This window comes from Faecalibacterium hominis (ex Afrizal et al. 2022), assembly GCF_049545105.1.
Lineage (GTDB): Bacteria > Bacillota > Clostridia > Oscillospirales > Ruminococcaceae > Faecalibacterium > Faecalibacterium duncaniae.
In genome coordinates, this window is sequence record NZ_CP186860.1 from 2,006,965 (window position 1) to 2,020,681 (window position 13,717).

Below are 13,717 nucleotides of genomic sequence, written 5' to 3' on the forward strand. Positions count from 1 at the left end.
TTGCCCCGCGCAAAAGGTACCAAATTCTGAACAATGGAGGAAGAAAAATGCCTAGAGCAAAGCAAACCATGGATGGCAATACCGCTGCCGCTCATGTAGCATACGCCTACACGGACGTGGCTGCTATCTACCCCATTACCCCGTCTTCTCCGATGGCTGACTCTGTGGACCAGTGGTCCGCAGCTGGTCAGAAGAACATCTTCGGCAACCAGGTCAAGGTCGTCGAGATGGAGTCTGAGGCCGGCGCTGCCGGCGCTGTGCACGGCTCTCTGGGTGCAGGTGCTGTTACCACCACCTTCACCGCTTCTCAGGGCCTGCTGCTGATGATCCCCAACATGTACAAGATCGCTGCTGAGCAGCTGCCCTGCGTGTTCGATGTTTCTGCACGTACCGTTGCTACCCAGTCCCTGAACATCTTCGGTGATCACAGCGACGTTATGGCATGCCGCCAGACCGGCTTCGCAATGCTGGTCGAGAGCAGCGTGCAGGAAGTTATGGATCTGTCCCCTGTTGCCCATCTGGCAGCAATCGAGGGCCGGGTTCCCTTCCTGAACTTCTTCGATGGCTTCCGTACTTCTCACGAGTACCAGAAAATCGAGAAGTGGGACTACGCTGATCTGAAGGAAATGTGCAACATGAAGGCTGTTGAGGAGTTCCGTGCCAAGGCTCTGAACCCCGAGCACCCCAAGATGCGCGGTTCCCACGAGAACGGCGACGTGTTCTTCCAGCACCGTGAGGCCTGCAACTCCGCTTACGACGCACTGCCCGCAGTGGTCGAGAAGTACATGGCCAAGATCAACGAGAAGCTGGGCACCAACTACGATCTGTTCAACTACTACGGCGCACCCGATGCTGACCGTGTCATGATCGCTATGGGCTCTGTCTGCGACGTTGCTGACGAAGTCATCGACTACCTGAACGCCAAGGGCGAGAAGGTCGGTATCGTCAAGGTCCGCCTGTACCGTCCCTGGGTGTCCTCCGCTCTGCTGAAGGTCCTGCCCAAGACTGCCAAGAAGGTTGCAGTTCTGGATCGTACCAAGGAGCCCGGCTCCCTGGGCGAGCCCCTGTACCTGGATGTTGCTGCTACCCTGCGTGAGGCTGGCCTGAACGATGTCGTTCTGACCGGCGGCCGTTACGGCCTGGGCAGCAAGGACACTCCCCCGTCCTCCATCTTCGCTCTGTTCAAGGAGCTGGAGAAGGATCAGCCCAAGGAGCGCTTCACTCTGGGCATCACCGATGATGTCACCGGTCTGTCCCTGCCCGAGGTCAAGCCCGCTCCCATCACCGCAGCTGCTGGCACCAAGGAGTGCAAGTTCTGGGGTCTGGGCGGCGACGGTACTGTCGGCGCAAACAAGAACTCCGTCAAGATCATCGGCGACCACACTGATAAGTATGTTCAGGCATACTTCCAGTATGACTCCAAGAAGACCGGCGGCGTGACCATCAGCCACCTGCGTTTCGGCGACAAGCCCATCCGCAGCCCCTACTACATCAACCAGGCTGACTTCGTGGCCTGCCACAACCCCGCTTACATCCACATGGGCATGAAGATGGTCCAGGATGTCAAGCCCGGCGGCGTGTTCATGATCAACTGCCAGTGGACCGATGAGGAGCTGGGCCAGCACCTGAACGCTGAGGCCAAGAAGTACATTGCTGACAACAACATTCAGCTGTACACCATCAACGCCATCGATAAGGCTATCGAGATCGGTATGGGCAAGCGCACCAATACCATCCTGCAGTCCGCTTTCTTCAAGCTGGCTGACGTTATGCCCATCGAGGACGCTGTCAACTTCATGAAGCAGGCAGCTCAGAAGAGCTACGGCAAGAAGGGCCAGGACGTTGTTGAGATGAACTGGAAGGCCATCGATGCTGGTGTTGACGCGATCCACAAGGTCGACGTTCCCGCTTCCTGGTCCAACCCCGAGGCTGATCCCGCTCCCAAGGCTCTCACCGGCCGTCCGGAGCTGGTCAAGCAGATCCGTGATGTCATGGAGCCCATCGCTCGTATGGACGGCGACAGCCTGCCCGTTTCCGCTTTCGTTGCAAATGCAAACGGCGAGTGGGAGCAGGGCGCATCTGCATACGAGAAGCGCGGCACCGCTGTGAACGTTCCCGAGTGGGATGCTTCCAAGTGTGTCGGCTGCAACCAGTGTGCATTCGTCTGCTCTCATGCTACCATCCGTCCCTTCCAGCTGACCGCTGACGAGCTGGCAGCTGCTCCTGCTCAGACCAAGAGCCGTGACAACCGCCCCGCAAACGAGTACAAGTTTGTGATGGCTGTTTCTCCTCTGGACTGCATGGGCTGCGGCGAGTGCGTCACCGTCTGCCCCACCAAGGCAATTGCTATGGTTCCTCAGGAGAGCCAGGCCGATCAGCAGGCAGTCTTCGACTACTGCGTGGCCAACATCTCCAAGAAGCCCAGCAAGTTTGCTGATGACACCGTCATTGGTTCTCAGTTCAACCAGCCCCTGCTGGAGTTCTCTGGCTCCTGCGCAGGCTGTGCCGAGACCTCTTACGCTCGCCTGATCACTCAGCTGTTCGGCGAGAAGATGTACATCTCCAACGCTACCGGCTGCTCCTCTATCTGGGGCGGTACCGCTTCCATCTCTCCGTACACCGTCAACAAGGACAGCGGCCATGGTCCTGCATGGTGCAACTCCCTGTTCGAGGATAACGCTGAGCATGGTCTGGGCCTGTACCTCGGCCAGAAGACCGTCCGTGAGAACCTGATCAAGCGCATTGCTGAGGTTGCTGGTTCTGACAAGGCTTCCGCTGAGCTGAAGGCTGCCTTCGACAAGTTCATGGAGACCAAGAACAACACCAAGGCAAACGACGAACCCGCCAAGGCTCTGATCGCTGAGCTGGAGAAGGCTGCTGCCGCTGGCTGCACCGAGTCCGCTGAGATCCTGAAGAGCAAGGAGTTCATCGCCAAGAAGTCCGTCTGGATCTTCGGTGGTGACGGCTGGGCATACGACATCGGCTTCGGCGGCCTGGATCACGTCCTGGCTTCCGGCGAGGATGTCAACGTCATGGTCTTCGATACTGAGATGTACTCCAACACCGGTGGACAGGCATCCAAGGCTTCCAACATTGGTGAGGTCTGCCAGTTCGCTGCTGCTGGTAAGGAGATCAGCAAGAAGAGCCTGTCCGAGATTGCAATGACCTACGGTTATATCTATGTTGCTCAGATCGCTCTGGGCGCTAACATGAACCAGGCTGTCAAGGCAATCGCTGAGGCTGAGGCTTATCCCGGCCCCTCTCTGATCATCGGCTACGCTCCCTGCGAGCTGCACGGTGTGAAGGGCGGCATGACCAACTGCCAGAACGAGATGAAGAAGGCAGTTGAGGCTGGTTACTGGAACCTGTTCACCTTCAACCCCGCCAACAAGGCTCAGGGCAAGAACCCCTTCACCCTGACCTCCAAGGCTGTGGATGCCGAGAAGTATCAGGCACTGCTGGCAAACGAGACCCGTTACAGCCGCCTGACCCGTGCATTCCCCGAGCGTGCAAAGGCTCTGTTCGCACGCAACGAGCAGGTTGCAAACGATCGTTACGAGCACCTGACCCGTCTGGTCGAGCTGTACAAGTAATCCTGTTTTCTGAACAATGGCTGGCAATGGCCGCAGCGGCACCCTAGTCCGCAAGGCGGCTGCTCCGCACTGGCGATTACTGCGCAACGCAGCAGTGCGAAACTGCGGCCCCGCCGCCCTGAGCAGAGCATGATGAACGTGCAAACGAGCATTTGCGCAAACTTCTGATTTCATTCCCTCGCCCGCCGCAGCCCGCGAACCGCGCCGGGCAGGGTGTTTGAAATACCAAAGCGCCCGCGAGGGTCCTTGAAAGCACACCCCGCGTGTGTCAGGAGCATAAGGTCTGGCAACAGATACCTTGTTCCGCCTGCTGCATAAGACCTGCCCTGCAGGGATCTTGCCGCAGTCAAAAACGAATCCGTTTTTAGCGCCCCGCTCACTTTATAGTGAACGGGGCGTATTTTTGTGTAAGGAAACAGAAACCGCTGTACGGAATGTTCCATACAGCGGTTCTCTCATCCATATACTATTTTGCGGGAGCAGGAATGAATTCAATTTTGACCTGCATTCCCATACCGGCGGCAAGGCGTTGCAGCGTCCGCAGAGAAGGATTTGCGTTGCCGTTTTCCAGCTTGCTGATGTCTGCCTGAGCAATGCCGGTACGCTCCGAGAGCTCCTTCTGGGTCAGGCCGCTTACCTTCCGGGCATCGATCATTGCCTGTACCAGTGAAAGCTCTGGCTGAAGTGCCTCCCACTCCGCTTTGAATTCAGGGTCTTCCAGTTGTTTGTTGAGAAAATTCCGAAAGTCACTCACGATATCTTCTCCTTTCGTTCAAGATAGTCTGCACGATATTTTTTGGCCAGGGCAATTTCCTCTGGTGGTGTTTTTTGCGTTTTCTTGATAAAGCCGTTGGTCAGAACAATGCACTTTCCAATGTAAAAGAAATACAGAACACGTGTGATATTGCTGCTCTGCTTAGCACGGATCTCAAAAATCCCGTCCCCAATAAATTTGGAGTAGGGCTCCCGCAGCTGTGGTCCGTTGGCTTCCAGCAGTGCGACAGCACCCAATACCTTTGCACGCATTTTGGTGTCAAGGGATTCCAGAAAATCATCTACCGGACAGTCGCCATTCTCCTTATGATAGAAGTCTACATCGTAACATTCCAAGCGGCATCCCTCCTCTATGGGATATATCCTATTTCTATAATATATGATATATCCCATTTTGTCAAGGATGCGATAAAAATATCTTCTCGCTATTTTACAATTTCTTCATAGGATTTTCATGCAAACCCGTGCTTTTGGTGCTATACTACTGACATAAGGAACCGGGGCCGCAACCGATTCCTTGTACATGATTCCTCCTCACACCAAGGCAATATCCAAACAGAAAGCCCCTTTCAGTGGTCCGCAAGCACTGGAAGGGGCTTTCTGCGTGTTTTGGTGGAAATTCCCGCCTGATTCGGTGCATTTAGGGTTGACCGGCCTTTTGGCCGGCGCTATAATAAAAAGTGGAAAAGATCCTTAGGAGGTGAACGCAGGACAATGGACCCGGATCATAGTCGAAGATGCGGTTTTGGTGCGATAGGACGGGACATGGAGCAGGCTGCGTTCGCCTTTTTTGCCCGGTAAGAGGTGCTGTTCGGGCACTTCTCAGCGGGGAGAAAGGGCGCGGCTTTGTGCGCGTGGAAGCCTTGGCAAGGGGTGGATGCGGGCCGTTGGCGGCGCTTTTTGTTTTGCCCTGTACCAACCGCCGGAATACGGTAGGAGGTACGCAAAATGGAAATGGAAGAAAAGAAAAACGAACTGACCGAGGCCGCCCTGCCTGTGCAGGAGCTGCCCGCTGATATCCCGGACGAGGTGCGCCAGAAGCTGGTCAGAGATCTGAACGAGGAAGCCACAGAGGACCTGAAGCAGGACATCCGGGAGGCCGAGAAAGAGGAGGCCCGGGACGATGAGGTCAAGGCTGACCCCGAGATGCTGACCAAGAGCCGCCTGCTCAAGATGCTGGTAAAAAAGCAGTACGTCAAGCTGCGTGAGGTCACCGAGGAGGAGCAGCCCGCCGACCTGGCAGAGCTGCTGGAGGAGCTGGACGAGAACAACCGTCTGGTGGTGTTCCGCCTGCTGAAAAAGGAAGTGGCCACCGAGGCCTTCGCCTATATGTCAGATGAAGCCCGGGATGACCTGGTCAACGCCTTCTCCGACGTGGAGCTGGTCAGCGCCATTGAGGAGATGAGCCTGGACGATGCTGCCGACCTGCTGGAGGATATGCCCGCAGGCGTGGTCAAGCGGGTGCTGGAGAAATCCTCCAAGCAGACCCGTGAGAGCCTGAACAAGCTGCTGAACTACCCCGAGAGCTCGGCCGGTAGCTTGATGACCCCTGAATATGTCCGGCTGAAAAAAGAGATGAATGTCCGGCAGGCGCTGGATGCCATCCGGCGGCAGGGCGAGAACGCCGAGACCGTCTATATCAACTATGTTGTGGAGCGCAACCGCCTGAAGGGTGTTGTCTCTGCCCGTGACCTGCTGCTGGCAGACCCTGATACCCCGCTGGTCGATATTATGGACGACAACGTGGTCACCGTGAAGGTTACCGATGACCAGGAGTTCGTGGCCCGTGAGATGCAGCGCTACGACTTTACCGCAATGCCCGTTGTGGACAACGAGGGCATGTTTGTGGGCATTATCACCATCGACGATGCAATCGATGTTCTGACCGATGAGAGCACCGAGGATATGCAGAAGATGGCCGCCATTCTGCCCGCGGATGAGGCCACGACTTATTTTGGCACCAGTGTCTGGACCCACGCCAAGCAGCGCATCCCCTGGCTGCTGATCCTGATGCTGTCGGCCACCTTTACCGGCATGGTCACCACCCATTACGAGGAAGCCTTTGTCAGCCTGCCCCTGTTGGTCTCCTTTATGCCCATGCTGATGGATACCGCCGGCAACTGCGGCAACCAGATCAGCACCCTGATGGTGCGCGGTCTGGCGCTGGGTGAGGTGGAACCCGCCGATTTCCTCAAGGTGCTGGCCAAGGAACTCCGCGTTTCCGCGATCGTGGGTGCGGTGCTGGGCGTGGTGAACGGTCTGCGCATCTACCTGATGTACACCTTCATCTTTGCCGGTCAGTATGACAATGTGATGGGCTACGCCATCGTCGTCAGCGTGTCGCTGTTCTTCAGCGTCATCCTGGCAAAGCTGGTGGGCGGTATGCTGCCCCTTGCCGCCAAGAAGCTGGGTGCGGACCCGGCCATCATGGCGACCCCCTTCATCACCACCATCGTGGATGCCTGCAGCTTGATCCTGTACTTCCAGATCGCGCAGATCGTGTTCCGGAATATGATGTAACGTTTGATTTTATAGGAGCAACCCTCTCAGTCAAAGCCTGACGGCTTTGACTGAGAGGGCTGTTTCTTTTTGTTGAAAACTCAAGTTTTCCCGCTGTTTTCCACAGGTCGATTTTTGTAGAAAACGGGTGTGGAAAACTAGCGGTTCCTTCATTCCAACGGGGAGAAATTCAAGGAGCGGATTTTCTGCCTGCTGTAAAAAGTAAATTTTCGGGTTTGACTTTCTTTCAGAAAAAAGGTGCAAAGGCCCATAATTCCCCTGATTTTCGCAAAGATCCGCGCGGTACAATACACCATGTATAAACCACCTCACAGGAAAATGTGGAAAACTCAGTGGAAAAAGTGGAAAACATCGTGGGAAAACTGGTGCTTTTTTCACAATTCCGGTGGAAAACCCAGTGGAAAGAGTGGATAAGTCCATCTGAACACACCAAAAGTGGTTACAACCTGCTGTTTTAGCACTCGGATGAACAGACAGCCAGATCCCTTTGTTCACACCCTTCGCCTTGAATGGCCCTGCCAATCATGGTACAATGAAAAAAGAGAGCGTTCCCGGCCAATGGGGCGCAAATTTTACGAATAACGGAGGCTTCTGCCTATGAACTGGATCACCAAGCTGGAACGGAAATACGGCCGGTTCTGCATTCCCAACCTCATCAACATCCTCATCGGCGGCCAGATCCTGGTCTACGCCATTGAACTGTTCGTCAACCAGTATATTTCCTTTTATCTCTCCCTGAGCCGCAGTGCCCTGTTCGCCGGGCAGATCTGGCGGCTGTTCACCTTTGTGCTGGTGCCTTTTTCAGGCGGCGGGCCGCTCAGCGTGGTGCTGGGCATCTATTTTACCTGGTTCGTCGGCAGTGCGCTGGAACGGGAGTGGGGCGATTTCCGCTTCAACCTTTATGTCCTGCTGGGGATGGCAGGCGCGTGGCTGGCCTGCCTGCTGACAGGCTCTGCCGATACCTACTGTCTGTCCCTCTCTCTCCTGCTGGCCTTTGCCATGCTTTACCCGGAGCTGCAGGTGCTGCTCTTCTTCGTCATCCCCCTCAAGGTGAAATATTTCGGCATCTTTGCCGCCGCCCTGTGGGTGTTCAGCTTCCTGAGCATGGGGATGCTGGGCAAGCTGAACTATCTGCTCTGTATGCTGGGCTTCCTTCTGTTCTTCGGGCCGCAGGCCTGGCATAACATTCGCGCCTGGGTGCGCCGGGAGCAGTGGAAGAGGAAAAATCGGAGATGATGATTGATCGTCTGGAAGGCAATTCGGAATTAAAGACCAGCGTCCGGCTGATGCTGGGGGGCCGCCGCATGACCCACAGTGTTCTGCTGGTGGGCGAAGAGGGGCTGGGAACCGGGTTTGCGGCCCGCTGTGTGGCGGCGGATTACCTTTACCCCAACGGCGGCGCGCCCGCCGAAGCCCTGCTCCGGGGCGAGTGCTGCCGTGCCGTGGCAAAGGCCGGTAAGCGCGACAGCGGCCAGATCGAGACAGGCATCGTCCGGGAAGCCATCTCCGTGACCGGTATGGGCAGCGGCGGGCGGTATCTGGTCGGTCAGGTCACGGCCATGCGCAGCGAGATCTTCAACACCAGCCTTTCGGCAGAGGGGCGCGCTGTGCTGCTCTACCATGTGGAGCGGATGAACGAGGAATCGGCCAACGCTCTGCTGAAGGTCATGGAGGAGCCGCCCGAAGGCGTGCTTTTTCTGCTGACGGCGGATTCGCTGGCGGGCGTTCTGCCCACCATCCGGAGCCGCTGCATCAGCTTTGCAGTGGCTCCGGTCTCCCCCGCCGATTGCGCCCGCTACTGCACCGCACATGGGGTGGACAGCAAGGATGCCGCCCTGTACAGTGAGCTGTTCGATGGCCACATCGGCACAGTGCTGGATGTGGCCCGGGATGAGGCCCGCCGGGCGCAGGTGGACAAGGCGCTTGCCCTTGCCAAAGCAGCGGCCACGCAGGACAGCTATGCCGCCGCCGTTCTGCTGTCAGCTTACGAAAAGGATAAGGTGGGGGCCGCCGCTCTGCTGGCTGATTTCCGGGCCGTAGCGGCCGCAGGGCTGCGCGGCAGCCCCCGTGCCCCGGTGCAGGGCGATGCCGCCCGCAAGGCCCTTGCAGCCGCCGATGCGGCGATCCAGCGGCTGGGTGCGCAGGTGAACCCCAAGATCACCTTGAGTGTGCTGGCAATGAAGTTCCGGACATTCTGATAAAAAAGAGCAGCCTTTACCCTCTCCGTCATTGCTTGCGCAATGCCACCTCTCCCGAAGGGAGAGGCAAAACATCAAAGAGGGTAAATGCTGCTATATATGGAATAGCCCTTGGCTCCCCCTTCGGGGGAGCTGTCGAGCGTTAGCGAGACTGAGAGGGTGAGATCATCTTCTCCGTGCTTTTCTGCGCCGGCCCAGATTCAGTGAGCCGCCCCCGGCAACAAGGGTGAAGAAGCTGAGAACAGCCAGAAGAACGATGAGGGCCGCCATCAGGAGAAACGTGGTCTGAAGGTCGGTGCGAAAGTCGGAGACATACTCCTGATGGGTCACAAGGTCTACCGTGCCCACCTCATAGCCGTCCAGATAAACGGTGGCTGTGCCAAGGACAGCCCCATCCTTGACGGTGGCGGAGATATTCTCCTGAAGGTCGTAGGTGAAGGTCACCTTGTCGTCCGCATGGCCGTAGCCGCTGACCGGCGCGGCAGCGTAAAGCTCCACTTCCTCATAAGAGCGGCACTTCTTCAGGGGGGCGGTGGTCAGCGGGGTCTCGGTGTCCACCAGCTCCCGGTCAGAAAAGCTTGCAAAGGCCCAGTCCAGGATCTCGGAGGCCTCCCTGTAAATGTTGTCGAGGTCGGAGCCAAGCACCACCAGCCCGTAGGTGTGGCCGTCCTTCTGAGCAAAGGTCACATAGCACCGGCCCGCCAAGGTGGTAAAACCGGTCTTCATGCCCCGGATGTAATCCCGGTAGTAGGGGTACTCCGGGTTGAGCATCAGGTTGGTGGAGGTGATGGTGCGCTCGTTCTGGTGCAGGTTGGTGGCAGGCAGAGTATAGCTCAGGGTGTTTGCCACCTGCATATAGGTCTCGTTCTCGGCGCAGGCCTTGGCGATCAGGGCCAGATCGTGGGCCGAAGAGACGTTGCCGTAATCATACAGGCCGTGCACGCAGGTAAAACTGGTGCTGGTGCAGCCCAGCTCTTTGGCACGCTGGTTCATCCGGGCCACAAAGGCGGTCAGGTCGCCGTCCGAAACATCACTGGCGATCACGCTGGCCGCGTCGTTGGCGCTGGCCACCAGCAGGCCGTACAGCAGGTCGATGCGGCGCACCGTTTCGCCGATGCGCAGGTTGATGGTGCTGCCGTTGGCGTTCTGGATGTCCTTGAACTCCTGGGTCAGGCTGGCGGGGATGGTGATCTCCGCGTTCATGTCCTTACCGCTTTCCAGAAACAGCAGGGCTGTCATCATCTTGGTCAGGCTGGCAATGTAGCGCTGCTGGTCCGCGTTCTGTTCCAGAATGGGCTTGTCGATGTCCGCGTTGAACAGATAGATCGACTCGCCCTCGTTCACGGTCTGGATGGGCATTTCGTATGCGGCCAGACCGGGCAGGACAAGGGTCAGGGCCAGCGCTGCCGTCAGCAGCAGGGCCGCCGCCCGGCGGAAGAGAGTAGAGTTCTGCATAAGCGTATCCTCCAACGGAAGCTCCCGGCTTCCCTGAATCAAAAACTAAAACACTATATAAAAGAATACCATAAATGACGGAAAAGAGAAAGGTGGTTTTTCACAATGTTGTTGCCTTTTGGTGGAAAAGTTCCCCGAGACGAGGGTGCGGTGTTCGTGGCACCCAACGCCACGGTGCTGGGCGATGTGGTGCTGGAGCCGGGATCCTCGGTCTGGTATGGTGCGGTTCTGCGCGGGGACGACGGCACCCTGACCCTGGGCGAGAACACCAATGTGCAGGATAATGCGGTGCTCCACTGTGACCCGGGCGGGGCGGTCACGCTGGGCAAAAACGTGACCGTGGGCCACTGTGCCCTTGTCCACGGGTGCACCGTGGGAGACGGTTCCCTGATCGGGATGCACGCCACCCTGCTCAACCACTGTGTTGTGGGCAAAAACTGCATCATCGGGGCCGGTGCGCTTGTGCCGGAAGGCAAGATCATCCCGGACGATTCCCTTGTGGTGGGGGTTCCGGGGAAAATCATCAAGCAGGTCAGCCCCGAGCAGGCAGCCGCCAACCTTGCCAATGCCGCCCACTATGTGGGGGAAGGCCGCCGTCACGCCGCAGCCCTGCGGAAAGAGGAAAAAGGTGAAACTGAATGAGCGAAATAATTTCGTGCGAAGCTTAACAGAATTTTCACAAGATTTCACAAGAAAGTAATGACTTTTGCGCCGAAATCGGGTATACTATGAGCACAAGGGAGCGGGGCCGCAACCGTCTCCCTTGCACATGATTCCTCCTCACACCAAAGCAATACCCCAAAACAAAAGTCCCCTCCGGTGTACCGCAAGCGCCGGAGGGGACTTTTGTTTGTCTGAAACAGCACCCCCGGCGGAGCGATCCTCTGCCGGGGGTGCTGTGCTATATCAAGTTTCAAAGGGAACCGTAGATGCCGCGCACGGAGACCTCGCCGGTGAACACATGCTCCTCGCCGCTGTCGGTGCGGACAACAAGACGGCCTTCTTCGTCCACATCCACGGCCTCGCCTGCTCCCTGCCCGCCGTCCGGCAGGTCAAAGGTCACCCGCCGTCCGATGTTGACACAGGCGGCCTTGTACTCCTCCCGGAAAGGTGCAAAGCCATCCCGCGCAAAGGTGTACAGGGGCCGATCAAAGCCGAAATCCGTCAAAGCCTCGGCCAGCCAGCCGGGATCCTGCTCCAGATCGATTGTGGCACCCTGAAGGACCAGCGAGGTGCCGTGGGGCAGGTCAGCGGCATCAAAATAACTCTGCGGCTGGGCCAGGTTGATGCCAATGCCGCACAGGATGCCCCGGCCCTGCTGCTGGTAGCCGTAGCAGACGCTTTCGCACAGGATGCCCACGATCTTTTTGCCGTTCAGCAGCAGGTCGTTGGGCCACTTGATCTGGCAGTCCACGCCGTAGCGCAGGGCCAGCTGTCTGCGCACGGCAAGGCTGGCCAGCAGGGGCAGGGTGGCAGGCTGCGCCAGCGGCTCCCGGATGGCGACCGTGTAGTACAGCGCCTTGCCCTCGGCGTTGACCCAGGTGCGGCCAAGGCGGCCCCGCCCGGCGGTCTGGTTGGTGGTGTATACCGCGCCCACCGGGCCGAACTCTTCAAAATGCTCTTTCATATACGCGTTGGTGCTGCCGCATTCGGGCAGATAACGCACCTCATTGATGCTCATTGCTGCGGTACCTCTTTGTGTGCAAAGCTGGTGATCTTGCCCTTGTCCAACAGCATCACGCCGTAGGTGTTGGGGCCGGTGTAGCAGCGGCCGCAGGAGCCCGGGTTGAACAGGAACACGCCGTTTTTCTGGAGGGCGGTGGGTTTGTGGGTGTGGCCGAACAATGCCACCTCAGCGCCGCGGGCGGCGGCGGCATCTGCCAGCGTGTCCAGATCGTATTTTACACCGTACATGTGACCGTGGGTATAGAAAACGACCACCTGATCGAAGGCGGCCAGCCCATCCAGCGGCTCCAACGCACCAAAATCGCAGTTACCGGCTACGGCGTAGACCTTCATCTTGGGGTGCAGGGTCAGTGCATCTTCCAGGTCGCGCAGGCCATCTCCCAAAAAGACAACGGCATTTGCATCGCTTTCTGCGTGCAGGATGCGCTCCACTGCACTGGCGCTGTTGTGGCTGTCGCTCAGGATCAAAAGTTTCGTCACGGGACTACGTCCTCCTTATTTATACGTATTAAACCTCTCGGTCGCCTTTGGCGACAGCTCCCCTGATAGGGGGCAATGCGAAGCATGGACGGAGAGGTCAATCTGCCTGCAAGGCAAGCAGCTGCTTGTACACTTCACTCTTGGAATACGGCGTGCCCTGCGCGGCGGCCTTGGCGGCGGCAGAGGCTGCGTAGCCGTTTCGGGTCAGTTCCAGCGCCCGCTGGGCGGCCTGCTCCAGGGTCAGCTCTTCTTCGGCTTCGGCGGCGGGCGCACCGGCCATCACCAGAACATACTCGCCGCGGGGGTCGTTCTCGGAATAATGGGTCTGGGCCTCGCCCAGCGTCGTTTTCCAGATCTCCTCGTGGAGCTTGGTCAGCTCCCGGCAGAGGGTGATGCTCCGCTCGGGGCCGAAGGCGGCGGTCAGGTCGTCCAGCGTGGTGCGCAGCTTGTGGGGCGCTTCGTAGAAGATGACCGTCCGCTTTTCGCCCTGTAGCTCGGCCAGCCGCTCCCGCTTCTGCTTTTTGTTCACAGGCAGAAATCCCTCGAACACCCAGCGGGAGGTGTCCTGACCGGAGACGGCCAGCGCCGTCACACAGGCGGAAGCTGCCGGAACGGGCACCACCTTGATGCCCCGGGCCAGCGCGTCCCGCACGATCACTTCGCCCGGGTCAGAGACACAGGGCATACCGGCATCGCTGCACAGGGCGCAGTTCTCGCCTGCCTCAATGCGGCGCAGGATCCCCTCGCCCTTCTGCAGGGCGTGCTCGTAGTAGCTCACCATCGGCTTTTTCAGCCCCAGAAAGTTGAGCAGCTTCATGGTCACGCGGGTATCCTCTGCGGCAATGAAATCTGCCGCGCCAAAGGTGGCTGCCACACGGGGCGGCATGTCATCCAGGTTGCCGATGGGTGTGGCGACAATATAAAGAGTACCTGCCATAGTATCCTCCCATTTGATTTGTACAAAACCTCTCCGTTATCTCTACGGGATGCCGCATCCCCTGCCAGGAGCCG

General features: G+C 58.1%; 12 protein-coding genes. 5 read left to right on the forward strand and 7 right to left on the reverse strand.

The window, feature by feature from the left end:
• The first annotated feature begins 47 nt into the window (after nt 1-47).
• The gene (gene nifJ / locus ACKXGA_RS09765) at nt 48-3,593 is read left to right on the forward strand and encodes a pyruvate:ferredoxin (flavodoxin) oxidoreductase (protein WP_005929090.1); all 3,546 of its coding nucleotides are present in this window, start codon (nt 48-50) and stop codon (nt 3,591-3,593) included.
• A gap of 466 nt (nt 3,594-4,059) precedes the next feature.
• Here the strand turns inward: nifJ and ACKXGA_RS09770 are convergent, their stop codons facing one another.
• Nucleotides 4,060-4,347, reverse strand: a complete 288-nt coding sequence (locus ACKXGA_RS09770) for a helix-turn-helix domain-containing protein (protein ID WP_097769886.1) — start codon at nt 4,345-4,347, stop codon at nt 4,060-4,062.
• Nucleotides 4,344-4,703: a type II toxin-antitoxin system RelE/ParE family toxin gene (locus ACKXGA_RS09775; RefSeq protein WP_423729394.1), complete on the reverse strand. Its 360-nt coding sequence runs from the start codon at nt 4,701-4,703 to the stop codon at nt 4,344-4,346. The genes ACKXGA_RS09770 and ACKXGA_RS09775 overlap by 4 nt, the downstream gene beginning before the upstream one ends.
• Before the next feature lie 612 nt (nt 4,704-5,315).
• Between ACKXGA_RS09775 and mgtE the strand changes: the two genes are divergently transcribed.
• Entirely contained in the window at nt 5,316-6,887 is a 1,572-nt protein-coding gene (gene mgtE / locus ACKXGA_RS09780) for a magnesium transporter (protein WP_423729395.1), read from the forward strand.
• A gap of 30 nt (nt 6,888-6,917) precedes the next feature.
• Here the strand turns inward: mgtE and ACKXGA_RS09785 are convergent, their stop codons facing one another.
• A complete protein-coding gene (locus tag ACKXGA_RS09785; RefSeq protein ID WP_423729396.1) occupies nt 6,918-7,382 on the reverse strand; it encodes a hypothetical protein in 465 nt (154 codons plus the stop codon).
• 102 nt (nt 7,383-7,484) lie between these two features.
• Between ACKXGA_RS09785 and ACKXGA_RS09790 the strand changes: the two genes are divergently transcribed.
• Both ACKXGA_RS09790 and ACKXGA_RS09795 read left to right on the forward strand, forming a co-directional pair.
• On the forward strand, nt 7,485-8,123 hold the full coding sequence (locus ACKXGA_RS09790; RefSeq protein WP_097769884.1) for a rhomboid family intramembrane serine protease: 639 nt from the start codon (nt 7,485-7,487) through the stop codon (nt 8,121-8,123).
• Complete coding sequence (locus ACKXGA_RS09795) at nt 8,120-9,085, forward strand: hypothetical protein (RefSeq protein WP_423729397.1); 966 nt, start codon at nt 8,120-8,122, stop codon at nt 9,083-9,085. The genes ACKXGA_RS09790 and ACKXGA_RS09795 overlap by 4 nt, the downstream gene beginning before the upstream one ends.
• A 165-nt stretch (nt 9,086-9,250) precedes the next feature.
• Here the strand turns inward: ACKXGA_RS09795 and ACKXGA_RS09800 are convergent, their stop codons facing one another.
• Entirely contained in the window at nt 9,251-10,540 is a 1,290-nt protein-coding gene (locus ACKXGA_RS09800; RefSeq protein ID WP_423729398.1) for a D-alanyl-D-alanine carboxypeptidase family protein, read from the reverse strand.
• 105 nt (nt 10,541-10,645) lie between these two features.
• Between ACKXGA_RS09800 and ACKXGA_RS09805 the strand changes: the two genes are divergently transcribed.
• Nucleotides 10,646-11,182 carry a gamma carbonic anhydrase family protein gene (locus tag ACKXGA_RS09805; RefSeq protein ID WP_423729399.1) on the forward strand — a complete coding sequence of 179 codons (537 nt, stop codon included), beginning with the start codon at nt 10,646-10,648 and terminating at the stop codon, nt 11,180-11,182.
• Between the two features lie 271 nt (nt 11,183-11,453).
• Here ACKXGA_RS09805 and ACKXGA_RS09810 read toward each other — a convergent pair whose 3' ends face one another.
• The 3 genes from ACKXGA_RS09810 to rsmI form a co-directional block, all read right to left on the reverse strand.
• Complete coding sequence (locus tag ACKXGA_RS09810) at nt 11,454-12,221, reverse strand: biotin--[acetyl-CoA-carboxylase] ligase (RefSeq protein WP_423729400.1); 768 nt, start codon at nt 12,219-12,221, stop codon at nt 11,454-11,456.
• Nucleotides 12,218-12,706, reverse strand: a complete 489-nt coding sequence (locus ACKXGA_RS09815) for a YfcE family phosphodiesterase (protein WP_117534302.1) — start codon at nt 12,704-12,706, stop codon at nt 12,218-12,220. Before ACKXGA_RS09815 ends, ACKXGA_RS09810 begins: the two co-directional genes overlap by 4 nt.
• A 97-nt stretch (nt 12,707-12,803) precedes the next feature.
• On the reverse strand, nt 12,804-13,643 hold the full coding sequence (gene rsmI, locus ACKXGA_RS09820; RefSeq protein WP_156074220.1) for a 16S rRNA (cytidine(1402)-2'-O)-methyltransferase: 840 nt from the start codon (nt 13,641-13,643) through the stop codon (nt 12,804-12,806).
• Nucleotides 13,644-13,717 lie beyond the last annotated feature (74 nt).

Excerpts from the sequence above, each read along its gene's own strand:
- ACKXGA_RS09805 (WP_423729399.1), top strand. The coding sequence starts at position 10,646 with ATGTTGTTGCCTTTTGGTGGAAAAGTTCCCCGAGACGAGGGTGCGGTG.
- rsmI (WP_156074220.1), bottom strand. The coding sequence starts at position 13,643 with ATGGCAGGTACTCTTTATATTGTCGCCACACCCATCGGCAACCTGGAT.
- ACKXGA_RS09790 (WP_097769884.1), top strand. The coding sequence starts at position 7,485 with ATGAACTGGATCACCAAGCTGGAACGGAAATACGGCCGGTTCTGCATT.
- ACKXGA_RS09795 (WP_423729397.1), top strand. The coding sequence starts at position 8,120 with ATGATGATTGATCGTCTGGAAGGCAATTCGGAATTAAAGACCAGCGTC.
- ACKXGA_RS09800 (WP_423729398.1), bottom strand. The coding sequence starts at position 10,540 with ATGCAGAACTCTACTCTCTTCCGCCGGGCGGCGGCCCTGCTGCTGACG.
- mgtE (WP_423729395.1), top strand. The coding sequence starts at position 5,316 with ATGGAAATGGAAGAAAAGAAAAACGAACTGACCGAGGCCGCCCTGCCT.
- ACKXGA_RS09810 (WP_423729400.1), bottom strand. The coding sequence starts at position 12,221 with ATGAGCATCAATGAGGTGCGTTATCTGCCCGAATGCGGCAGCACCAAC.
- nifJ (WP_005929090.1), top strand. The coding sequence starts at position 48 with ATGCCTAGAGCAAAGCAAACCATGGATGGCAATACCGCTGCCGCTCAT.